Source organism: Thiorhodovibrio frisius (assembly GCF_033954835.1).
GTDB lineage: Bacteria > Pseudomonadota > Gammaproteobacteria > Chromatiales > Chromatiaceae > Thiorhodovibrio > Thiorhodovibrio frisius.
Window position 1 is genome coordinate 2,807,436 of the sequence record NZ_CP121471.1, and the last position, 22,590, is coordinate 2,830,025.

Consider the following 22,590-nt stretch of genomic DNA (forward strand, 5'->3'; position numbering starts at 1 on the left):
ACTCAGGTCTCAATCAGCTGCCGATAGGCGCCGTCTTCGGCAATCAGCTGGCTATGAGTGCCGCGTTGCAGGATATCGCCTTGGTGCATCACAATAATCTCATCGCAATCCCGAATGGTACTGAGCCGATGGGCGATGATCAGGCAGGTGCAGCCGCGGCGGCGCAGGTTGTTCATAATCGCCTCCTCGGTCAGGGTATCCAGGGCGCTGGTCGCCTCATCCAAAACCAAGAGCGTCGGATTGCCGGCCAGAGCGCGGGCGATCTCCAGGCGTTGTCGTTGACCGCCGCTCAGATTCCGACCATTTTCTCCCACCGGGGCGTCATAGCCGCCTCGACGACTGACGATGACATCGTGAATCTGCGCATCCTTGGCCGCCGCCACCCAATGCTCCTGCGGCAGGGTGTCATCCCATAGACTAATGTTGTCGCGCACGCTGCCTTCAAACAACACCACATCCTGGTCCACCACGGCCAGGGAGTTGCGCAGAATATCGCGCGGGATTTTCGTCATGGGCTGCCCGTCGAACAGAATCTGTCCGGCTTGGGGCTCCAACAGGCCGGTCAATAACTTACCCACAGTCGATTTGCCGCTGCCAGAGCCTCCCACCAGCGCAACCCGGCTGCCGGGCGTCATCTCCAGGGAAAAATCCCGAATCAGCGGCGGATCAAGCGGGGCATAGCCAAAGGAGATGGCCTCAAGGCGCACTTGCCCGCTCAACCGGCGTAACGGCGCCGTTGTGGGCCGCTGGGACGCTTCGGCGAAGTTCGTCTTGGTGTCCGTCTCAAGCTCATCAAATTCCCGCGCTAGGGGATAGCCCAGGGTGTCGTCCAATTGGGCAATGGCGCCCTGGGTCTGTTGCAGCATGCCAGCCAAGCTCACTAACACAGTCACCGGCTGATTGAACAGCACAGTGATGACGGAAAACGCCACCAGCATGCCGATGGAGAACTGCTCCGTCATGGTGTAGTAGCCCCCCACCACCAGCACCAGCGCCGCCGTCAGACTCGCCAACCAGGTTTGCAGTCCCGCAATCAGCGCCTCGCGCTTGGCAATCGCTTGCTGCGCGTTAATGTAGAGCACCTGCAGCCCAGACCACTGCGAGAAAAACAGATCATCGGTGCCGGTGGATTTCAGGGTTTCCATCATGCGCACCCCTTGCATCACCTTGCCACCCATCTTTACGGTCTGCATGGCGACCTTCTCCGAGGCTTCCCCCAGACTCTTGCGCAGGCGTTGGAAAAGCAGCGCGTTGAATAGATTCATGCCGATGACGATCAGCGTCAGGGAGACGCTGTACTGCAACATCAGCAGCGTGAGCAGCAGCACGAGTGCCACATTGCTCAGCACCTGGGACAGGCTCTGGGTCAGGGTGAGCACCAGCTGATCTGCCAACCCCACCCGAGCGCTGATCATGCCCGCGTAGCGCTGACCAAAAAACAGCACCGGAAGACGCAACACGCGCCAGGCCAGTCGGCTAGTCAAGACGATGGAGAGTTTGGCGTTGAGCGCGGCAATGAGTCGGGCATGCAGCCAGGTGAGAAAGGCCATCACCGGCGCGATCACCGCCAGAATGATCGCCAGGGGATAGACCCAATTGTCCAGCTGCTCGATCAGGATGCGATCAATATAGATCTGCTGCAGCCCCGGCATCAGGATGCTGAAAACAGCCAGCAGCAGACCTGCCAAGGCCAACAGGCCCAGCGGCCAGAGCGACTGTCGAGCCATCGCCCACAGGCTGGGCAGGATAGATGGCGCTGTGCCACCCGGCTGAAAGGCGTCGGTCGGCTCGAATGCCAGCACCAAGCCGGTAAAGAGTTCGTCGAATTCTTTGGCTGTTAGCAGCCGCCGACCGGCCGCGGGGTCATTGAGCTGAAACTTCCCTTTGCTCACCCCCTCGAACACTACAAAGTGGTTCATGCCGACAAACAAAATGGCCGGCACCGGCAAGCTGGCCAGATCGTCCGGCTCCAGGCGTTTGCCGCTCGCCTTCAATCCAAGAACGCGGGCCGCCTTAACGAGATTGATCGCCTTACTGCCGTCTCGCGAGACCCCGCATAACAGCCGCAACTTCTCCAGCGGCTCCCAGCGCCCATAATGCGCCAACACCATGGCCAGGGCGGCAGCGCCGCACTCCAGGGCCTCCATTTGCAGGATGGTGGGCGTGCGCACCACACCAACCACCGGCTTGCGGGCGCTCATAGCGCGCGGAACCAGCCGTAGACGTATTCCATCGCCGGGAACAAGAGGCTGATCAGATGAATACGCTCCACCACCACCTCGGAACGGGCCAAGGTTCCGGGTTCAATCGGGATGTCAGGGCCTTGGCCGGAAGTCCATGCGTACCCGCTAGGTGTCGTTGCATCGCGCTGCAACTCTACCTCTACCTCGAATGGGGTGCCAGAGCTGAGAATCTCATCCACAAACACGGCATTCTTGAGGCGGCGCATCAAGCCTTCGCGACTAGAAGGCAGTTCCGCGACCCGAATCACACGGCCATGAATATAGCCGTCAAGCTCCACCTTCACCGTCGAGGGCGAAACCCGCGCCGGCATGTCGATTTTGACCTTTTTTCCGTCGCCAGCCGGCAAATAGGCAACGGCGGTCAGCGGTGCCTCCTCCGCGCCATCGACCAACAGCCGTGCAATGACCTGTCCGGGAGTGACGGGATCGTTCACATCAACGCCCAGTTCGGCGAGGTCCCCCGTCGCGGTGGCGAGCACTTGACCGTCCCGATCATACTCTCGGCGCAGATTGGCGGCGCGACGGCGCAGATTCAGTGACTGGATACGCAGCTCCGCCAGTTCCTGGTGTCGCCGAGCCGCGTCCTGCTCCTGCTGCAGCGACGTCTCGACCATGCGATTCCGCGCGGTCGCGATTTCATGCTCCACCTGAGCCAAGAGCTGCGCCGTCTCGAACTGATTGACCGCACTCACCATGCCCTTACCCTGCAACCTGGCCTCACCCTCACTGCGCTTGGCCAGCACCGCACGCTGCTTCTCCAGAGTCGCAATGCGCTCCGCATCCGCCGCGCGCAGACGCGCCATCAAGTCCGTCTGGAGTTGATCCTGGGCCGCAAACTCGGTTTGCAGAAGCTCATACCGATCATTGACATCGCGGGCCTCATCCTCTGCCGCCTCAAGCTCATCAAGCCGCTCGGGCTGGCGAATTCTGGCGATTGGTTGGCCCAGAGTGACCGCATCACCAGGCTGAACCAAAATCGCGTCAATATGCCCGCTGCCCTGGGCGGTCACCGCCGCCACACCAGCGGACGAGAGCAAAACGCCAGGGCCACCGACAATCACCGGCGCCGTGGACAGGATGCTCCAGATCAAGCCCGCGACCATAACAGCAGCAACAACGCCGAACCCCAGCACATGCCGAGGGCGGACGACGCTCAGAAGCTGATCGAGTTGATCGGGATCGGTGACTTTTGCGAGAACCTGCGGACGAAATAGCATGGTCAGTTTGCTCGGGATGCCAGGGTGAAATCACCCACCTGAGTATTCGAATAGTTGCCAGTTCCCGAAGCGGCGGCAAAAGGCTCCGAATCGACTCCGGCTGACCATGTGGTGTTGGCATCTATGGTGTGCACTCTGTGCTCGCGGCGCTGAGGCTCAGCGTCCATCCGGACAAGCGCTTTATCGGCAAAACCGCCAGAGGGTTCGATTTCCTGGGATATCGCTTCCGACCGGGCCGGAAACGGCGGCCCGCCCAGCAGTCCATCGACCGACTCACCACCCGCGCGCGTCGGCTTCATGAGCAAGGAGCCGCTCTCTATCGGCTCCGGCAGACCATGTGGCGTTGGTATCGATGGCTGCATGGCGGGCTACGCGGCCGGGTCAGCACCAAGGGGCGATTCACCAGGGTCTGGGTCTTGATACTGAAACAGCTTCACCTCACCGGCAACCGTATCCGCCCGCGCTGAGCGGCCTCCGGCCGCGCACGGTTGGGGTGTCGCTGGAACACAGCCAGGCGCGTTCTGCCCCTGGCTTCCCCGCCGCGCGTGGATCAACATCCGCATCTACATAAATATAGTAAAATTTTGATGCACAAAGGGCCGTATCAACAACGCTCCCGCCGACACCTCTGAGAGATCTTCATCCGCTAAATCCGTCGGCCGGGCAGGAATCACCAGATTCAAGACCTGCGCGGTGTTTTCTAAGGCATTGACCTTCACGCCATCAGGAACCACGACGCCCTCCGCTTTCAGGGTTCCTGCCGGATCGGCCAGAAGCCGCTGCTTGAAGGCCTCGTCGGCCCAGCACTTGGCAATGAGTTGCTGATACTGTTTGGCTTGGTCGTTCATGGTGTTCTCAGTTAGACATTCGTGAGTTGAGTAACGCGCCGTCATGGAATTTCCCACCCTGGAGGCAAACATCCCGTTCAGCAGCGGCGCGCTGGCCCAGTTAGCATGCCCGCTTCGCAGTGGTCAGACAACTAAAATGGCTATCCTTGCTGGTCGTTCTCTCTCACTGGAGTTTCATCGGTAAAACTGCTAGGGGGTTCGATTTCCTGGGGTATCGCTTCCGACCGGGCCGGAAACTGCGGCCCGCCCAGCAGTCCATCGACCGACTCACCACTCGTGCACGCCGGCTTCATGAGCAAGGAGCCCCTCTCTATCGGCTTCGGCAGACCATGTGGCGTTAGTATCGATGGCTGCATGGCGGGCTGCGCGGGCGAGTCAGCACCAAACAGCGATTCCTCAGGGTCTGGGTCACCGTTCTAAAACGACTTCACCTCACCGGCAACCGTATCCGCCCGCGCTGAGCGGCCTCCGGCCGCGCACGGTAGGGTGTCGCTTGACCACAGCCAGGCGCGTTCTGCGCCCTGGCTTCCCCGCCGCGCGTGGATCTATCTTGTTCAACTCATTTAAACAAAATTACCATTTACCGGTGATTCATTCTTTGTTATCTAAAATAACTATTGTTCTGATTTTCCTCTATATTTTTAAATCAAGTATATCCTGTACCTCCCGCCGTGCCGCTCAACTCTTCATCCGCTAAATCCGTCCGCCGGGCAGGAATCACCAGATTCAAGACCTGCGCGGTGTTTTCTAAGGCATTGATCTTCACGCCATCAGGAACCGCGACGCCCTCCGCTTTCAAGGTTCCTGCCGGATCGGCCAGAAGCCGCTGCTTGAAGGCCTCATCCGCCCAGCACTTGGCAATGAGTTGTTGGTATTGGTTGGATTGGTCGTTCATGGTGTTCTCCGATAGACATTCGTGAGTTGAGTAACGCGCCGTCATGGAATTCCCCACCCTGGAGGCAAACATCCCGTTCAGCAGCGGCGCGCTGGCCCAGTTAGCATGCCCGCTTCGCAGTGGTCAGACAACTAAAATGGCTATCCTTGCTGGTCGTTCTCTCTCACTGGAGTTTCATCGGTAAAACTGCTAGGGGGTTCGATTTCCTGGGGTATCGCTTCCGACCGGGCCGGAAACTGCGGCCCGCCCAGCAGTCCATCGACCGACTCATCACCCGTGCGCGTCGGCTTCATGAGCAAGGAGCCGATCTCTATCGGCTGCGGCAGACCGTGTGGCGTTGGTATCGATGGCTGCATGGCGGGCTGCGCGGCCACGTCAGCACCAAGGGACGATTCACCAGGGTCTGGGTCACCGTGCTAAAACGACTTCACCTCACCGGCAATCGTATCCGCCCGCGCTGAGCGGCCTCCGGCTGCGCGCGGGTGGGTGCCACCAGGCTAAAGCTCGGCGCGTTCTGCATCGCTGTCTCGCTCTCTCCCACATGCGTTTCACCCACGCACGCCAGGTCTGCGGTCGGTCGGGCATACCATGCCGCCACCAACAATCCCACCACTTACGCCGCCCAACCCCTCATCAGATAATTCTGTTGGCCTAATCGGAATCACCAGATTCAAGACCTCCGCGGTGTTTTCCACTACCTGAATCCGGATGCCTTCGGGCACCTCCCCCCCCTCGTCTTTGAGTGTCTTGGCCGGGTTGGCCAGGAGCCGCTGCTTGAAGGCCTCGTCGGCCCAGCACTTATTGATGAGTTGCTGATACTGTTTGGCTTGGTCATTCATAGTGTTCTCCTATAGAAGACCCTAGGTATCCATTAGAATTTTAGGAAATTCTCTGCTGGGTATTAGTGTTTAAAGTGCAGCCTTGTTTGCGTCTCTTCTCCCACGCATTTGGTTACAACTTTGTCTGCCCATGAGCGGACGAGGAAGCCAGCTAGTTGACGCGCACCATCGGATTCAACAATCTCACCCATCGACGGAGCTGTTTCCGGAAGCCCTGGTGCATTTCCAAGATGGGTAATGCAGATATCAAGATTGTACTCATCAAAAGAAGCCTCAATGTCAGTAACGGAGGAGACTGTCTCGAGATATCCAAGGGCCTCAACATACTCGATGGTGGCGGCGGTGGCCTTCTTAATCACTTCAGGACGGGCCGCCCAGGCGCCGCCCTGCTTTTCCATAAAAGTGGCAATAGCCTGATGGTAATGCGTGTCTGACTCAAGCTTGAGAGAGGCTTTTGCTTTGATGCCAATGCGGAAGATCAGGTTAAGGACGAGAGCTGAGATTGTAGCTGCGGAAAGCGAGGAAGAGAAGATGGCCCTGAGGATAGGATGCAGGTCCGCGAACGCTTGAGGCAATAGATCTACCGTTAGACCGCAAATTATGGACAGGCCGATGATAAATGTTTTCCTGCCATCGAGCATTCTGGACATGATAATCTGAATACCTGCCACAATCATAAAGCCGAGTGCGAATACAAGAGTTGCACCCACCACGGGACGCGGCATGATCGCAAAAATTCCGGTGATCTTTGGACAAAATGCCAGCATGATGAGAACTATCCCAGTACTCCAGGCAATGGCGCGGCTGGTGGCTCCAGTGGCAATGGTTAGACCAATATTGGTGGAGGATGTCGATTGACCAAATCCGCCGAATACGCCCGCCGAGAAACATCCCACCGCATCAGCTAGGATGCCTTTTTGAATGTTGTCCATGTCTGGACGTTTCCATTGAGTATCATTGATTTTTTGGCAGGTGGTTATATCTCCAACACTCTTGAGGCTGGAGCAGACCATCGCGATAATTATGGGCAGAACCATATTTACATCGAAGGCCCAACCTGGGTGGATGGAGAATGGAAACCAGATAACCGGACGTGACATGGCATGGCTAATCTCTTGGACTGTTAATGCGCCGAAAAGCATGGCTGCTGTATAACCAGCCACCATGCCTATGAGGGCACAGAACAGCTTCACCTTCCCCTGTGTCCAAACATTAAGGCCGACCATGATTGCAAGGGTGATACCACCAATCATTGCCCCTTGACCATTGATTGCACCGGATGGATCGAGGTCGAGGAAATTCTGCCCACTCATTTTGACGACCGTTATGCCAACCATAGCCACGATAAGTCCGGTCACTTCGGTGGGAAAGAGCACACGGAGCTTGTGTATTGCGCGGGAGAAAAGTGCTTCGATTACTCCGGCAAAAGCGGTCATGCCAAAGACGAGCGGCAGGCCGCCGGTTTTCATACAAAGAAAGGACGCAGCCAGATAGGACGGGCCGCATAACTGCGGACAGAGATAGCCTGATCCCACCGGACCTTTACGTAAAGATTGAACAATGACGCCGATGCCCCCTGCAAGCATAGACATGCTGATAACAAAGGCAGCCTGATCGGTGGTGCCGCCGCCTTCGTGGATAAGGAGAATGGGAAGTACAAAGGAAATGGCTATGATGCTGAAATGTTGCAAACCAAGAAATGCGTTGATCAACAAGGGTGGACGATCTTCAAGCCCATAGAGCAAAGAGGTTGGTTTCATGCTGTGATTCATCGGGTACGCGTCTGGTTTTTCATGACATTTTTGCCTAAACACCTCTTGCGGGAGATGCGCTAGCCCGCATCGCTCATCATACTTGGCGCTTACTTGCCTGCAGACTTTGACTCTTTGACAACTCCTGGCGACCGCACTCGGCCATTATGTTGAGCGCTACATTACGGCCAGGTGCGGATGTTCAACCGGCGCCAGCGAGTAATGACAACGCCTCCTTCAGCGGACGTTCCATACGGAGAGCTGCGCGGCAGGCTCATCCGAGTCTGAACCAATGGGCGATTCACCTGGGTCTGGGTCACAGCACGAAACGGCTTCACCTCACCGGCAACAGTATCCGCCAACGCTGAACGGCCTCCGGCTCCACGCGGATGGGGTGTCACCGGTTCAAGGAAAGCCGGGTTCTGTGGCCCTATCTGCGCCCGCCCTTGCGCGCTGACACCTCGACATTTACATCACGTCCATATCCCCCTTCAAACTAAAACAACTTATCTCCATATCTACCCAGGGTGTTCTCCAGTGGTTGATGGTGCCCCCTCAGATCACCTGCGGCGTTTCGGGCGAGGAGCAGGGGACCGGACCCGGACCGCCTGAACAGATCAGAACCCGACCTACCCTCTCCCCCGCAGTCAACGAGTCATAAAGCCACCCGCCACCGCCTCCAACGCGTTGTCAGGTACATCCGTTGGGCAGGCAGGAATGACCAGATTCATGACCTGCGCGGTATTTTCCAACACCTGAATCCGAGTTCCCTCGGGCACATTAATACCCTCCGCCTTAAGCGTCCCGGCCGGATCGGCCAACAGCCGCTGCTTGAAGGGCTCGTCAGTCCAGCACTTTTTGATGAGTTGCTGATACTGTTTGAGTTGGTCGTTCATGATGTTCTCCAGTAGTTGATGATGACCTTTCGGGTCATTCGCTGCGGTAACGGCGAGGAGCAGAACCCTGACCGCGTGATCAGATCAGGACGCGGCACAGCCCCCATGCATCCGATCCGCCAAGGATAATGCCAGCGTCAAGAAGATAGTATCGAGCAACGGCTTCGCTCCATACCATTGAAAATCCCTATATCGCAAAACCCGCATTCAAAGCCAATGGAATCGCGCTCTCAGACCCTTGACCTGCCGCCAGACCAGCCAACTCATCATCTGCGAGTTCTGTAGGCCGGATGGGGATAACGAGGTTCAAGACCTGCGCGGTGTTTTCCACGACCTGAACTTGAACTCCCTCGGGCAGCTCAAACCCCTCGTCTTTGAGCGTCTCAGCCGGCTTTGCCAGGAGCCGCTGCTTGAAGGCCTCGTCGGCCCAGCACTTATTTATCAGCTGCTGGTACTGTGTGGATTGTTCTTTCATCGTGTTCTCCCGTATTTGAAAATCGTTTCCCAACCCGAAGCGGCGATTCTGGCGAGGAGCAGAACCAGGACTGCTTGACTCTATCAGGACGCAGCAGCCTACTTGTGCCGAACAGGCCAAGGATAGAACATTCCCGCCAAAAAGCTAGATGCAAAGCATCACTTCGTATATTGTTAAATCGACTGAATGATCAAACTGACCGACCACCGCTGCGAAGCACACCTTCTGAGGTGATGACGATGACACTCTCTACAGCAGTCCATAACGATGATCTCTAAAAGTTTAGGCCTTAAGTTGACAGTTCTTGTGCTTGGTGTTTCAGCCCTGATTCTTGGGGCAGTATTGACCAACACCTACCTGTTCTCGAAACACGTTATTGTCGAACAAGCAGAAGAGCGCAGCCGGACCCTTGGCAGAGAGGCCGCCAACAGAATTGCCGCACTAATTAAGCCTGTCGAGCAAGCGGCACAAAACATTGCCCTGGCAATGGAAGACAGCTCGCTGAGGAGTGAAGAAATCAGCTTGCTGCCTCAGCGTGTGGTGAATAACAACCAGGATCTTTTCGGCATGGCCATCGCCTTTGAGCCATACGAATTATCCAAGGATAAGCGGTTTTTTTCCCCTTACAGCTACCGCGATCAGGATGAAATTAAAAGCATTATGATCGGCGGTCCTGATGAAAACTATTTTGAGCTACACTGGTATAAAGTTTGTAAAGAAAAGGGGGTACCAGTCTGGTCAGAACCCTATTACGACACCGTCGGCTCTAAGTCGCTCATGGTCACCTATTCAGTCCCCTTTTATCGTGCAGATAAGGGAGGCACGCATTTCGCCGGTGTCGTTACCGCGGATATCACCCTTGATTGGTTGCAGGAGATGATGTCGGGCTTCAAGCTTTACCAAACCGGCTACACTTTAATCCTCAGCGCTTCCGGGACCTTTATCTACCATCCGGTCCAGCAATTGGTATCAAATGAAACGATTTTTTCACTCGCCGACAGGTTGCAGAGTGAAGAGTTGACTGAGATCGGCCGCAATATGATTGCCGGCAAGACGGATTTCATTGTGCGTCCGAGCTTCCGTGACAAAAAAGAAAGCTTTTTGTTCTATATGCCTTTGCCCATTGGCGGCTGGTCGCTTGGGTTTCTCTTCCCGACCAATGAGGTTTTAACTCACGTACACGAATTAACGCGCAATACGCTACTAATCGGTCTTGCCGGTTTTGTCGTACTCACCCTGGCCGTGTTATGGATTTCCAGACGCATTACCCAGCCCATTCGGACTCTTTCAGATGGTGCACTTGAAATTGCTGGAGGCAATCTTTACGCGACTCTACCATCCGCGCAATCTAAAGATGAAGTGGGCCAACTGACTGACTCCTTGAATACCATGCAGAAGTCGCTACATGCCTATGTCGCTAATCTGGAACAAACCACAATTCACAAAGAGCGGATAGAGTCAGAATTACGGATCGCCCGTGACATTCAGATGGGCATCCTGCCGAAACTCTTTCCAGCGTTTTCCGAGTATGAGGAATTTGATATTTTTGCCAGCCTCAAGTCAGCCAAAGAAGTGGGTGGCGATCTTTACGACTTCTTTTTTATTGATCCGCACCACGTCTGTTTTAACATCGGGGATGTTTCTGGCAAAGGTGTACCGGCAGCCTTCTTTATGGCCATCACCAAGACCCTGATCAAGGTGATGGCTGAACGAGACTCCGACCCTCACCGGATTATTGAAAAGGTCAATAATGACCTGGCCGAGGACAATGAATCCTGCATGTTCGTCACATTGTTTCTGGCTATTCTAGACATTCGTACCGGCCAAGTGAGTTACTGCTGCGCCGGTCACAATCCACCCATTCTGAGACAAGCGGGGGTGACGACCTACCTGAAAACCATGGGCGAACCGATTGCCGGCGCCTTGCCCGATATCGAATACACCACTCAGTACCTGACTCTGGCCCCAGGAGACACGATATTTCTCTACACCGACGGCGTCACAGAAGCGATGAATATAAATGATGAACTCTATTCCGATGCACGACTGCTCAACTTTATGACCCAGGTAGAAACACAAAATGCTGCTGATATCATTGAGCCATACCATTACCCATAACTCCCCGCCCCCAGCGTCGTCCAGGGCTGGACACAGCTACCGAGATCTGCTGAGATGCCGTCCCATCATCACCGACGGGACGAAAGACAATGGACCAAGGCATTCCAAGTCGCTTATGTGGGCGCCCCTTCAACGAAACCGACTTAGCGCGCATTCGCCACGAAATCGCACTGGCGCAGCCGCCGCTGCGCGCGGAGATCGCGCGGCGGGTGTGTCGCGCGCTGGACTGGACCGATATCCAAGGCCGCCCAAAGCTCATGAGTGCCCGCGTGGGGTTGCTGCGTCTGCATCGCGCCGGTCTTATCGAACTCCCACCGCCGAGCTGCGGCAATGGCAATGGGCGCCGATACCTCGCGCGCCCCGAGACCTGGCCCGAGCCGGTCCCGGTGTCTGGTCCGCTGCGCACCCTCAGCGGCTTGCACTTGGCGCCCGTCAGTGACCGGCGTACCTCGCACTTATGGAATAGCCTGATCGAATGCTATCACTACCTCGGCTACAGCCCACTGCCCGGTGCGCAGCTGCGCTACCTGATCCAGTGGGATGGCGGCCTACTCGGCGCCATCGGCTTTGGGGCGGCGGCCTGGAAAGTCGCCGCCCGCGACCGCTGGATTGGCTGGACGCCCGCGCAGCGCCAAGCGCAGCTGGGGCGGGTGCTCAACAACGCCCGCTTCCTCATCCTGCCCTGGGTGCAGGTCAAGCACCTCGCCTCCAAGGTCCTGTCCGTGGCCGCGCGACAAGTAGCCGTCGACTTCCCCGCCCGCTACGGCGAGCGCGTCGTGCTGCTGGAGACCTTCGTCGAGACCCCGCGCTTTGCGGGCACCTGTTATCGTGCCGCCAACTGGCAGTCTCTCGGCGAGACCACCGGACGGGGCAAAACCGACCGCACCCATCAGGCCGCGCTGCCGCGCAAAGCGGTCTATGTCTATCCGCTGGCGGCCAACTTCCGCACCGCCCTGGGGGTGGTGGCATGATGGCGCCTGAATCCAAATTGGCATCCGAGCTCCAAGACATCTCCCTGGGTGATCGGCGTCTCAATCACCGTGCCCAGCAGTTGATCGAAACCCTCGGCGCCAAGCCAACACAGAGCATTCCGGGGGCCTGTAACGGCTGGGATGAGACCCGTGCCGCCTATCGTTTTTTCGATCATGACCGGGCCACCGCCAAGCAGGTGCTCGCCCCCCATGTCGCCTGCACCCAAGCGCGTCTGCGCGAACATCCCCGGGTGCTTTGCATTCAAGATACCAGCGAGCTGGACTATACAACCAAAAAAGGCATCGCCGGTCTTGGGCCGCTGAACTTTGAGAGCCGCTATGGGATGTACATCCATCCCACCTTGGCGCTCACGCCCGAGCGCGTCGCACTGGGGTTGCTCGACTTGCACACCTTCACGCGCGAGCCCGGGAGCTTAGGCCAGGACAAAGACCCATTGCGCCCGCTGGAGGAGAAAGAGAGCGTGCGCTGGGTCGATGGCTACGGGCGTGTCAATGAGCTGGCCGAGACACTGACCGACACGCGCCTGACCTACATCGCTGATCGCGAGGGGGATATTTACGACCTGTTCGTCGAGGCCCCTATCCCTGAGAACAGCGCGGATTGGCTGGTGCGGGTGCAGCATCGCGACCGCTGCCTGGCCGATGGCAGAAAGCTCAATGAGGCCCTGGACGCCGCCCCGGTGCTCACCGAGATCACCTTCGAGCGTCCCGCCACCAAGGGGGCCAAGGCGCGTCAGGTCGAGCAGGAGGTGAAGGTGGTGCGCGTGACCCTAAAGGCGCCTAGGCGTCCGGATCGCACCTTGGCCGATGTCACGGTCACGGCCTTGCTCGCCACCGAGGTCAATCCACCCGCCGGCGAGGAACCGCTTAACTGGCTGTTGCTGACCAATATGGCGGTAGAAACCGCCGAGCAGGCCATCGAGAAGCTCTCCTGGTATCTTTGCAGGTGGCAAGTGGAGATTTTTTTCCGAATTTTAAAAAGCGGCTGCCGCATTGAGGAGCTTCAGTTAGAAACCCGCGAACGCCTCGAGCCGGCGCTCGCCTTCTACATGATCATCGCCTGGCGGGTGTTGCATCTGACCATGCTCGGGCGCGAATGCCCGGAGTTGCCTTGCGATGCGGTCTTTGCCGAAGAAGAATGGAAAGCGGTTTATCTGGTCACCCAACGCCAAGCACCACCCGAACAGCCGCCTTCGCTCGACACCATCGTGCGCATGGTTGCCAGCCTCGGCGGCTTTCTCAACCGCAAATCCGATGGGTTTCCGGGGCCGAAGACGCTCTGGATTGGCTTGCAGCGCATCCCCGATTTTGTGATGGCGCTGGAGGCATACCGCAGCGTCGGGGATAGTTATGGGTAATGGTATGATCATTGAGCAGGTCAGTCGATCTGTCACCGAATTTGCCGACGGAGCTGAGCAATCGGACGACATCACCATGTTGGCATTAACCTTCACCGGAGTGAAATAAAAAACAAACGGCGATATCCTTGGTTGTGGTAGTATCTCTACAGACTCAACAAGAACAATTCCTGCCTAATTCGTTTGCAGGACCTTCTCTGCTAGCCGTTATTTGTGTGTCTTCTCCCCCAATTAATAATTAAGGATACCTTATGATCTGTTTCTCCAAATCTTTTTCACGAATGCTCGCGGTACTTGTATTGCTTGGTCTGTTTAACGCTGTTAATGCTGCGGACCAAGAGGTTGTGTTGCAAGACTTTGACGTGTCGCATTCTGGATTCAGTTTTCATCTCGGCAAGATCACTAAATCGCGGGGAGAACTGACAGCAGAAACCGATTTCATGCTCGATTTACCCCATGGAATCGGAACAAACAACACCAAGTTGTCCAAGAAGTTCACAGGTCAGGCTGGGGTCGTCGACATGGGTGAAATGTCGCTCGCAGAGATCAAGGAAGCCCCGAAAACGGGTTATCAGCCCGCCCTATCACCCTCTGACATCAAGGTGGGCCACAGTTATTGCTTTCTGACCGCAGACGGCCAGCACTATGGCAAGATAGAGGTACTGGGTTTCGACGAGGACAACGAGACACTGACCTTTATTTGGCAGTATCAGCCGGAAAAAACCAATCAGTTTTAACCTGAGCAGGCGGGCGATGACAGGGCGCAACAAAGAATTGGTTTTGTGATTATTGTTCTTGCCCCTCAGCGCTCGCTTTGCTGGATTGCCAAACAGGGGGCTTCGGTCGCGGCGTTACGGTTGCAAATGCGGCCTTCGACTGCGGGATCGATGCCCGCCTCGTTGGCCGCAACCAAGGCCGTCACCACCAGATTGACCAGATCCGGCGCTGCGGCCTGTGTGTCGACGATCTGTGTCCTGTTCAGCATCCGGTATCCGTCCTGATCGCCAATTGACGGATCAAGCAGAAAACCACTGGTGACCACCAGTAACTCCTCGTCCGGGGTAATCGCGCGTGGCCCCTCTGGGCCAAGCAAGGTCAAATCATCAACTCGCCCTTCGACGCTGTCGTGCACGAATGCCAGGCCCGCTACCTGTAGCCAGCGGCCATGCCCTGGCCAACCGTCAATCGACTTCCGCAGCACCTGATGCAAGGTCTCCCCGGAGATGCGAATCATGAACAGCGGACTCGGAAAGGCAAACAGTTCGGCGAGATGCGCCCTTGCAATCTCACTGCCGGCAAGTAGATCCTGATTCAGACGCAGACTGCCGGAGTTGATCAGGGCAATCTGCGCACCCTGGTCGCGAAATGCCTCCAGGGCTTGGTCCGCCACCCAATTGCCGAGATTGGTCTCGATGCTGCGGATCTGCAACTCCTCGCCTACCAGCTTGACGGCAGTGCGTCCCAAGGGTTGGGTGAGACAGTTGGGTGCGTCCTTTTGCTCAGCACAAAACTCCTGTTGAAAGCGCGACATCCACTGCCGGGTGGAGGCTTGCGTCTCCGCATCCGGGCGGATGGTCTCATCCAGGTGACGGAACTCGAACGTCACCGCTGGCCGCCCGGATGCCGGCACGTCGATGCGGGCGACAGTTGCGGTGCGGGCGTCGGCGTCGGCTTTGACCACCAGCCGCCCGTCGACCTCCGCGCTTTGGCGAAAGTGCTCGTGGCCGCCGAAGATGATGTCCGGCCCACGCTCGCCGAGCTGCTCCAGCAACTGGCGGTCGGTGGCCATGTCCAAATGCGTGAGCCCGATCACCAACTCAGCGCCGCGAGCGCGCAGCGATGCGCTGCGCTCCTCCGCGACCGCCACCGGATCATCGATGGCGCTCACATACTCTGGCACCAGGACATCGGTGGTGAGGCCGAAGAGTCCAACCTTGACCCCGTTGACGTCAACGAGCACATCGCGCTGCAAATGGGGTGCGTAAACAACCGGCTCGTCCTCGCCACCAGTGACGAACTGGACATTGGAATTCACCCAGGTAAAGCGGGACTCGTCTACCCGAGCGGCGAGAATCGGGGCCTGCTCGGCCTTGGACTTCTCGAACTCATGATTACCGAACACCACGAACAGGCGCTCATCGAAGGCGTCTGCGTCGCCGTCCAGACGGTTGAGCATGTCAATCATCTGGGCGCCGTTGTAGCGTCGGCTGAGCATCGACGGAAACAGCAGATCGCCGGCATGCAGCACCAGCAGGCTGGGATCTTCCCGCTCAAGCTCCCGCCGCAGGCTACGGATGCGCGCGATGCCGCCGCTAGCGCCCTCATCAACGCCGTCGATGCGGTAGATGTCGTTAACCGCAAGCACGGTGACGCGACGAGCCGGAGCCTCACTCGCAAAGCCATGGATCGGCAGTCCCAAGGCCAACAGGGTCGTTAATAACAGCGGGAACAATCGGTGCATGGGTATTTCCTGGTTAGGGGTAGCGGAGTCAGTATTAGGGCGCGAGCTGTTCAGGTATAGTTGCCATCTACGACCTGCCGCTGCCAATTGCAGGCGTCTATCTGCAAGCATCCGTCCATCCGTCAGCGATCATCCCGGAACTTTCACCCTCATGCCGCAGACTCCACGCCCTCTGATCACAGAACATGCCTCTTCGCCCCGGAAGTGCGCTGCTGCACTGCTGCTGGTGCTGATGCAGGCCGCGCCGGCATTCGCCGAGCCGCTTGACGAACACACCGAGGCCATGCTGGTCAATGCGGTCGAGGCCGCCTATGAGCTTGATTTTTACAACCGACGCTGCCGCATGGATCAGTCCGGCCGGCGCAGTGAGAACCTGAACAAAGAATTGGTCAGCCGCTATCGGTTGACGGTGATCGACGTGCAGGACGACTACTTTCCGGAGGGCTATTATCGCGATGCCCAAGCACGCATGCAGGCCGATTTTCTCGCGCGGTTGCGGGATCTCGGCGGCTGCGATGGCGCTAAAGCTGCCGGATTGCGCGACACACTCGGCGAACGCTATGACCAGGCGATGACGGATCTGTCGCGCCGGCCCTGATGCGGCTGAGCGACACGGAAGGAGTCCTTGCCAGCCGCCATCAATCGAGCGCACGGACCCGCATTTGCAGGTGCCGCTCGCCTTGGTTTTGGGTCGACCAGCGCCTGACACCTTCCTCCTCGAACTGCTGTTGGCCGCCAACATCCAGCCACTCGCCCAGATAGCCACGCACCTGGGTCCGCGCCGAACCGCCGCGCATGCGCCCATTCGGCAGAGCTTGTTCGTCCTGCTGATAGAGTTCCACCGTGACCTCATCGCCATGGGCGCGCGGCAGCGCGTAGAAGCCGGTATCGATCGACTGATACCCCTGTTCGACGAAGACACCGACCGGATTGGCGACCGCATTGGCGACCGGGCGCCATTGGCCCGTGCGGATCAGCGCCGGGCGGCCGTCGAGTGTCTGCACCCGCTGAACCATATCGCCCTGACGCTGGGTGTGAATCTCGCGCGCCCCGGCGTTAATCCTGACTTGATCGCGCCCATCGGTGCGCTGCCAGGAGCCACTGAGATGCTGGCCTGAGCGCTGTCCGACGGAATTCTCGGCCACTCGCACCTCGATCATCAGCCGCCGCGCCGGCTGGTCGAGCCGCTCCAGCGCCTCGCTGACCGTCGCGATCTCCGCCTGGGTGCCGTGCACGATAATCTGGTTGCCATGCGCCATCACCGAGCCACCGCCGGCCATGGGGCGCAGCACCTCGAGCAGATCTTCGGCCGGCTGGGAATAGACCGGCAGGTAGGCAAAGTCGCGCCCGTCAGCGGCCCTAGCCAGCGGTATGCTGGACGCCGTCATCAGCAAGCCAAGACAAAGCCCCAACAGACCGGGCCATCCGGCCCAGCCGCGACGAGAGGTGCGGATGTTCATGCTGTTTCTCCTGTTGCCGAATCATTATCAACCACCAGGCTGTGCGCCTGCGGACCTTTTAGCAAAGCGGCGGCGCGAAACAGCCCGATCAGGGTTTTGGCATCGGTGATCTCGCCGGACTGACAGCGCTCCAGCGCCGTATCAAGTGCGACCCAATGCACCTCGATCAGCTCGCCATGCTCATGGGACATGGCACGTGGGCTAAGCGCGCGCGCTAGATAGAGATAAATCACCTCGGTCAGCACCCCGGGCGAGCTGTGCAGCCGTCCAAGCGACACCCAATCCGCAGCCGCCATGCCGGCTTCCTCAATCAGCTCCCGTTCGACCGTGGTGCGCGGCGACTCACCCGGGTCCAGCTTGCCGGCGGGCAACTCCCACAGCCAACCGCCAGCGGCATGGCGATATTGCCGCAGCAGGCAAACCCGGCCCTGATCATCCAAGGCCACCGCCGCCGCGCCGCCAGGATGACGGACAATGTCGAGCTCCACCAGGGCCTCATTGGGCAGGCGCACCCGCTCGCGAAACACATCCACCACCCGGCCCTGGTAGCAAAGTTGGCGCTCTGTCACTTCATCATTGGCCATCATGGCTGCTCCTGATTGAGTTGTCGCCAGAACGCGCCGGGAGTCAGGACCGGCTGTCGAAGCAACCATATCATCACTCAAGGCTCCCCAGCACGCGGCAACCGAGCCAGTCGGCAATAGGCCGCCCTGTCGGGACTATCCAAGCGCCGCGCGCCATGGCAAGGTACCAACCAAAGCCATTGCGCGAATGAGGATCGACCATGAGCGAGAGCCTTGCAGAAACAACCAATGAGCGCGCGGCGGCACGGGCAGACCCCGGCTTGTGCCTGGTATTCGGCGCCAGCGGCTATATCGGCGGCCATCTGGTGCCCAAGCTGCTTGCCCAAGGCATGCGGGTGCGTGCCAGCGCGCGCAATCAGGCCACGCTAGAATCCCGCGGCTGGGACCAGGCCGAGTTTGTCAGCGCCGATGCGCTCAAGCCCGAGTCTCTTGGCGACGCGCTCGCGGGTGCGAAAATCGCCTATTATCTGGTGCATTCCATGGGCGCCGGAAAATCCTTCGGGCAGCTCGATCTGGAAGCCGCCGGCAATTTTGCCACTGCGGCCGCCGAGGCCAGCGTAGAGCGCATTATTTATCTCGGCGGCCTGGTGCCCGAGGATGCCGCAAGCGAACATATCGTCTCGCGCCGCGACACCGGCGATGTGCTGCGGCGCGGTAGCGTCCCGGTGACCGAGGTACGCGCGGGCATCATCGTCGGCCCCGGATCGGCGGCCTTTGAGGTGATGCGCGATCTGGTCTATCACCTGCCGATCATGATTACCCCGCGCTGGGTGCGCGCCAAGTCCCCGCCCATCGCGCTTGATAATCTGCTCACCTATCTGGTTGAGCTGGCGCGCCTGCCCGAGACCGGCGGCGGCATCTACGACACCGCCGGCCCCGAGACCCTGACCTACCAGCACATGATGCGCATTCTGGCCGAGGCCGGCGGACGGCGACCACCACTGATCATCCCGGTGCCGGTGCTCTCGCCCAAGTTGTCGTCTTACTGGCTGCGACTGATCACCTCGGTGCCAATCAATGTGGCGCGCGCCCTGATCGAAGGGCTAAAGCACGATTTCACCGCTGATGATGCCGAACTGCGCCGCCTGGTACCGCAGCGGCTGCTCGGCTTTCGCGAAGCGGTCGAGGCAGCCTTTGCCGCCGAGCGCGAGCATCGCATCACCACCCGTTGGGTTGAAGGAGCCTTTTCCGTGCGCAATCACCGTATTGACTATGCCTACTATGCCAAACGCGCCGGCGGCTCGGCCGAAACCAGCGCCTCACCGGCCGCCGTCTGGCGCGTCGTGACCGCCATTGGTGGCGAGACCGGCTATTACTATCTCAATGGGCTGTGGCAGTTGCGCGAGCGGCTCGACTGGCTCGCCGGCGGCCCCGGCCATCGCGGCGGACGCCGCCACCCAAGCGAGCTGCGCGTCGGCGACCGCATTGACTCCTGGAAGGTGATTGGCCTTGAGCCCGAACGCCGCCTAAGCCTAGCCTTTGGTATGAAAGCACCAGGCGCCGGCATGCTGGAATTCGAGCTGGAACCGCGCGCCGACGGTGGCACCCGATTAAATCTGACGGCTTACTGGCACCCCGCCGGGGTCTGGGGCCTACTTTACTGGTATAGCTTTGAGCCCGCGCATAAGGTCATCTTCAGCGGCACCGCGCGCGAGATCTGCCAGCGGGCTAGTTGAGAGTTGTCGGCGCCACTCTAATTTCATCAAATCCTCAATCAGAGCACCTGAAGCAACGCCGGCGTTGGCCAGGCGTCGGCTGGGATGTTGCGGCGGAGTTGTTCGGCACGGACGGCTGCGCGAGTTTTGGCGCCGAGAATGCCGTCGATTTTGCCGACATCGTAACCGAGGTCTTTGAGTGTTTGCTGTAGCTGCTTCATCTGCTCACCTGACAGGCCGGGGTCCGGTGCGCGCGGGTTGACCTTGCTGGCACCGTCCAGGCGGGTTGCAAAGTAAGCAGCAGTGGTGGCGTAGACCAGGGACTGATTCCATTCCAGGAAGACGTCCATGTTCGGATAGGCCAGAAAGGCCGGGCCGTGGCGGCCCATCGGCAGCAGCAGCGCGGCGGGTAACTCGGGGCTTGCGTAGCCATCGGCCAGCAGTTGGGAGCCGCTGGCGGTGCGCACGCCAAGCTCAACCCAACGGCTGCGCGGCAGGCGGTTGTAGAGACCGACCTCGGCCCAGGGCAGTTGCTCGGGGATTTGCACTTCTTCGAGCCAGGGCTCGCCAGCGCGCCAGCCGAGGTCTTGGAGCAGGCGCGCGGCGGTCAGTATCACGTCCGCCTTGGTGGCGCGCAGATCGATGCGGCCATCCCCGTTGCCGTCGGTTCCAAGGCGCAGATAATCGGACGGTAGCAGCTGAATCTGGCCGATCTCGCCCGCCCAGGCGCCTTTGAATTCATTCGCTGCCAGATCGCCATGATCGAGCAGTTCCAGCGCCGCCAGAAGCTGCTGGCGGAAGAAGGCCGCGCGGCGACAGTCGTGGGCCAAGGTGGCCAGGGCGCGCAGAGTGTCGAAATCGCCGAGCACCTGACCGTAGTCGGTTTCCAGCCCCCAGAAGGCGGTGATGACCGGCCCGGGCACGCCGTAACGCTGCTGGGCCTCGGCAAAAGTGCTGGCCCAATCGCGCAGATGCTCACGCCCAAGGCGCAGGCGGTAGCCATTGACCATGCGCCCGGCGAAGGTGAGCCAGTCTTGGGTGAACACTGCCTGAGAGCGGTCATGCGCCAGCACTTTGGGATCGGGCGACAGGGCGGCAAGCCGCGCCAGCGCCTGTTCGCTTCGGCCCTGAGCGCGGGCTTCGGCGGCGACACCCTGACGCCAGTCGGCGAAAGATCCGCCGCAAGGTGCCTGTTCCAGTTTCGGTTTCAGTGCAGGCTCTGGTGTCAGCTCCGGTATCGGGTCCTGTTCCTGCGCTGGCAACAGGGGCGAAAATAGCATCAAGAGCGCAGCAAGCGGCAACAACTGCCGTGGATTCCAAACCTTCATTGAACACCTCCTTTTCTTTCAGGATATACAAATCGCAAACTGATTTTCGGTTTTGGGTCGGGTGACGGCCACGGGGTCTCGGCGGCAGGACGCCGCCGGGAAGCCTACAGGGAAGTATTCACGGCGTCCCCGTGGCCGTCACCCGACCCAGAACGAGCCGAAATCTCAAAGGGTTTCGGTATAAAATCCGAGTTCGGCGACACACAACTCGGCGGTCATCTCGCGGCCAATGGCAACCAACCCGAGCCGTTTGAGCCGCGCCAGATCGAGTGGGCGGTCGATCCGATACGGCGCGAAATCCGCGAAGGGCAGCCGCACCAGAGTCCAGTCGGAGGTACTGGTAAAACCGGCACGATAGGACTGCCAGGGCAGGCGGGTCGCGGAGGTTTTAAGATGCAGGCTATAGTCCGCGCCATTGCCGCGCTGGACCAACCAGATGCCTGAGTAGTCGCTGGCGTCGAGTGGACCATCGGCGGCTAAATCCAGATTGATCTGGGCGAAGCCGCCGTTGTTCTCGAGGCTCACCTCGCCTTCCAGGCACAAAGCATCACGGTCGCCGCTCTGGATGCGATGCATGCGCGCACTCGAGACGCCGCCCATGACCTGATCACTGACGACGCGCCAGGAGGTGCCGAGTTGCGAGCGCCCGGCATCGCGAAAATCATCGATTAGCCAGCCTTGTGCCGGCCGCTCGAGCCCAGCCTCTGGTGCATCGCCGGAAAGCCCGGCGCTTGGCCCCCGTTCATCCGCCATACCAACCTCCCTCGCCAACAGGGCTACAATGAACAAAAATCCAATTCTAAAACTGGCAGACAGAGACCCGGCGCGCCTTACCCCGAACTGACAAAAGCCCCTGGCAGGGCCAGCTCGCGCCCCATTCTTTGCCGACCAAACCACTGAGTTCGCCTCCTGATCATGTCTCAAGAATCCAACCCTCCGTCATTCGTTGACCGCCTGCGCCAGAGCCTGAAAGGCCATCGTGGCGAGTATCTGGTGGCGATTCAGTTCGCGCTGATACTTATTTTTGCGATCATGCCAGCCTGGCATCCGGGCGTCGATAGCGCGCTACTGGCGACCCTGCGGCCCTGGTTGCTGCCGCTGGTGATTCCCGCCGCTGTGGTGGCCATACTCTTTGCCGGCTTCGGTTCACTGCACATCCGCGAGTACCTGACCCCCCTGCCCTACCCGGTTGATCACAATCAACTGGTGCAGACAGGGGTTTACAGTATCGTGCGTCATCCGCTCTACTCGAGTCAGCTCTTTGCCGCCTTTGCCTGGACGCTCTACAATCTCAGTCTGTCGCATCTGCTGGTACTGATCGCCGGCTTTGTCTTTTTCGATCATAAGGCGCGCAAGGAAGAAGCCTGGCTGACCGAGCGCCACTCGGACTATCCCGGCTATGCCCAAAGAGTGCGAAAATTCGTCCCCTGGATCTACTAAACACCCTGGATCCACTAGGGACTGAACGCA

The 22,590-nt window shown here is 59.0% G+C and carries 21 protein-coding genes; 7 read left to right on the top strand and 14 right to left on the bottom strand.

Annotation, left to right across the window (positions count from 1 at the left end):
• Positions 1–2: 2 nt before the first annotated feature.
• The 9 genes from Thiofri_RS12920 to Thiofri_RS12960 form a co-directional block, all read right to left on the bottom strand.
• Positions 3–2,201: an NHLP family bacteriocin export ABC transporter peptidase/permease/ATPase subunit gene (locus Thiofri_RS12920; RefSeq protein ID WP_009149733.1), complete on the bottom strand. Its 2,199-nt coding sequence runs from the start codon at positions 2,199–2,201 to the stop codon at positions 3–5.
• Positions 2,198–3,460, bottom strand: coding sequence for an NHLP bacteriocin system secretion protein (locus Thiofri_RS12925; protein WP_009149734.1), 1,263 nt, complete (start codon positions 3,458–3,460; stop codon positions 2,198–2,200). The genes Thiofri_RS12920 and Thiofri_RS12925 overlap by 4 nt, the downstream gene beginning before the upstream one ends.
• Positions 3,461–3,462: 2 nt before the next feature.
• Entirely contained in the window at positions 3,463–3,765 is a 303-nt protein-coding gene (locus Thiofri_RS12930; protein ID WP_190275825.1) for a hypothetical protein, read from the bottom strand.
• 258 nt (positions 3,766–4,023) lie between these two features.
• Positions 4,024–4,308 (bottom strand): NHLP leader peptide family RiPP precursor, encoded by a 285-nt coding sequence (locus Thiofri_RS12935; RefSeq protein WP_051023890.1) that lies wholly within the window; start codon positions 4,306–4,308, stop codon positions 4,024–4,026.
• 646 nt (positions 4,309–4,954) lie between these two features.
• Positions 4,955–5,203 carry an NHLP leader peptide family RiPP precursor gene (locus Thiofri_RS12940; RefSeq protein ID WP_009149738.1) on the bottom strand — a complete coding sequence of 83 codons (249 nt, stop codon included), beginning with the start codon at positions 5,201–5,203 and terminating at the stop codon, positions 4,955–4,957.
• Between the two features lie 548 nt (positions 5,204–5,751).
• On the bottom strand, positions 5,752–6,042 hold the full coding sequence (locus Thiofri_RS12945) for an NHLP leader peptide family RiPP precursor (protein ID WP_009149739.1): 291 nt from the start codon (positions 6,040–6,042) through the stop codon (positions 5,752–5,754).
• A gap of 62 nt (positions 6,043–6,104) precedes the next feature.
• Positions 6,105–7,814, bottom strand: a complete 1,710-nt coding sequence (locus Thiofri_RS12950; protein ID WP_009149740.1) for a uracil-xanthine permease family protein — start codon at positions 7,812–7,814, stop codon at positions 6,105–6,107.
• A 626-nt stretch (positions 7,815–8,440) separates the two neighbouring features.
• Positions 8,441–8,689 (bottom strand): NHLP leader peptide family RiPP precursor, encoded by a 249-nt coding sequence (locus Thiofri_RS12955; protein WP_009149741.1) that lies wholly within the window; start codon positions 8,687–8,689, stop codon positions 8,441–8,443.
• A 187-nt stretch (positions 8,690–8,876) separates the two neighbouring features.
• Positions 8,877–9,164, bottom strand: a complete 288-nt coding sequence (locus tag Thiofri_RS12960; protein ID WP_009149742.1) for an NHLP leader peptide family RiPP precursor — start codon at positions 9,162–9,164, stop codon at positions 8,877–8,879.
• 267 nt (positions 9,165–9,431) lie between these two features.
• Between Thiofri_RS12960 and Thiofri_RS12965 the strand changes: the two genes are divergently transcribed.
• The 4 genes from Thiofri_RS12965 to Thiofri_RS12980 all read left to right on the top strand — a co-directional run bounded on the left by Thiofri_RS12965 (position 9,432) and on the right by Thiofri_RS12980 (position 14,369).
• Positions 9,432–11,282 carry a SpoIIE family protein phosphatase gene (locus Thiofri_RS12965; RefSeq protein WP_009149743.1) on the top strand — a complete coding sequence of 617 codons (1,851 nt, stop codon included), beginning with the start codon at positions 9,432–9,434 and terminating at the stop codon, positions 11,280–11,282.
• A gap of 89 nt (positions 11,283–11,371) precedes the next feature.
• Entirely contained in the window at positions 11,372–12,253 is an 882-nt protein-coding gene (locus tag Thiofri_RS12970; protein WP_009149744.1) for a DUF4338 domain-containing protein, read from the top strand.
• On the top strand, positions 12,250–13,632 hold the full coding sequence (locus Thiofri_RS12975) for an IS4 family transposase (protein ID WP_009149745.1): 1,383 nt from the start codon (positions 12,250–12,252) through the stop codon (positions 13,630–13,632). Before Thiofri_RS12970 ends, Thiofri_RS12975 begins: the two co-directional genes overlap by 4 nt.
• Positions 13,633–13,883: 251 nt before the next feature.
• On the top strand, positions 13,884–14,369 hold the full coding sequence (locus Thiofri_RS12980; protein WP_009149746.1) for a hypothetical protein: 486 nt from the start codon (positions 13,884–13,886) through the stop codon (positions 14,367–14,369).
• 65 nt (positions 14,370–14,434) lie between these two features.
• Here Thiofri_RS12980 and Thiofri_RS12985 read toward each other — a convergent pair whose 3' ends face one another.
• Positions 14,435–16,093, bottom strand: coding sequence for a bifunctional metallophosphatase/5'-nucleotidase (locus tag Thiofri_RS12985; protein WP_009149747.1), 1,659 nt, complete (start codon positions 16,091–16,093; stop codon positions 14,435–14,437).
• Between the two features lie 151 nt (positions 16,094–16,244).
• Here Thiofri_RS12985 and Thiofri_RS12990 point away from each other — a divergent pair, with 151 nt between their 5' ends.
• Entirely contained in the window at positions 16,245–16,691 is a 447-nt protein-coding gene (locus Thiofri_RS12990; RefSeq protein ID WP_009149748.1) for a hypothetical protein, read from the top strand.
• Between the two features lie 40 nt (positions 16,692–16,731).
• Here Thiofri_RS12990 and Thiofri_RS12995 read toward each other — a convergent pair whose 3' ends face one another.
• A complete protein-coding gene (locus Thiofri_RS12995) occupies positions 16,732–17,553 on the bottom strand; it encodes a secretin N-terminal domain-containing protein (RefSeq protein WP_009149749.1) in 822 nt (273 codons plus the stop codon).
• Positions 17,550–18,140 (bottom strand): NUDIX domain-containing protein, encoded by a 591-nt coding sequence (locus Thiofri_RS13000; RefSeq protein ID WP_009149750.1) that lies wholly within the window; start codon positions 18,138–18,140, stop codon positions 17,550–17,552. The genes Thiofri_RS12995 and Thiofri_RS13000 overlap by 4 nt, the downstream gene beginning before the upstream one ends.
• Before the next feature lie 197 nt (positions 18,141–18,337).
• Between Thiofri_RS13000 and Thiofri_RS13005 the strand changes: the two genes are divergently transcribed.
• Positions 18,338–19,813, top strand: coding sequence for a DUF2867 domain-containing protein (locus tag Thiofri_RS13005; RefSeq protein ID WP_009149751.1), 1,476 nt, complete (start codon positions 18,338–18,340; stop codon positions 19,811–19,813).
• A gap of 38 nt (positions 19,814–19,851) precedes the next feature.
• Here the strand turns inward: Thiofri_RS13005 and Thiofri_RS13010 are convergent, their stop codons facing one another.
• Positions 19,852–21,120, bottom strand: coding sequence for a lytic murein transglycosylase (locus Thiofri_RS13010; RefSeq protein WP_009149752.1), 1,269 nt, complete (start codon positions 21,118–21,120; stop codon positions 19,852–19,854).
• Positions 21,121–21,285: 165 nt separating this feature from the next.
• A complete protein-coding gene (locus Thiofri_RS13015; RefSeq protein ID WP_009149753.1) occupies positions 21,286–21,873 on the bottom strand; it encodes a CIA30 family protein in 588 nt (195 codons plus the stop codon).
• Between the two features lie 162 nt (positions 21,874–22,035).
• Here Thiofri_RS13015 and Thiofri_RS13020 point away from each other — a divergent pair, with 162 nt between their 5' ends.
• Positions 22,036–22,560, top strand: a complete 525-nt coding sequence (locus tag Thiofri_RS13020) for a methyltransferase family protein (RefSeq protein WP_009149754.1) — start codon at positions 22,036–22,038, stop codon at positions 22,558–22,560.
• Positions 22,561–22,590 lie beyond the last annotated feature (30 nt).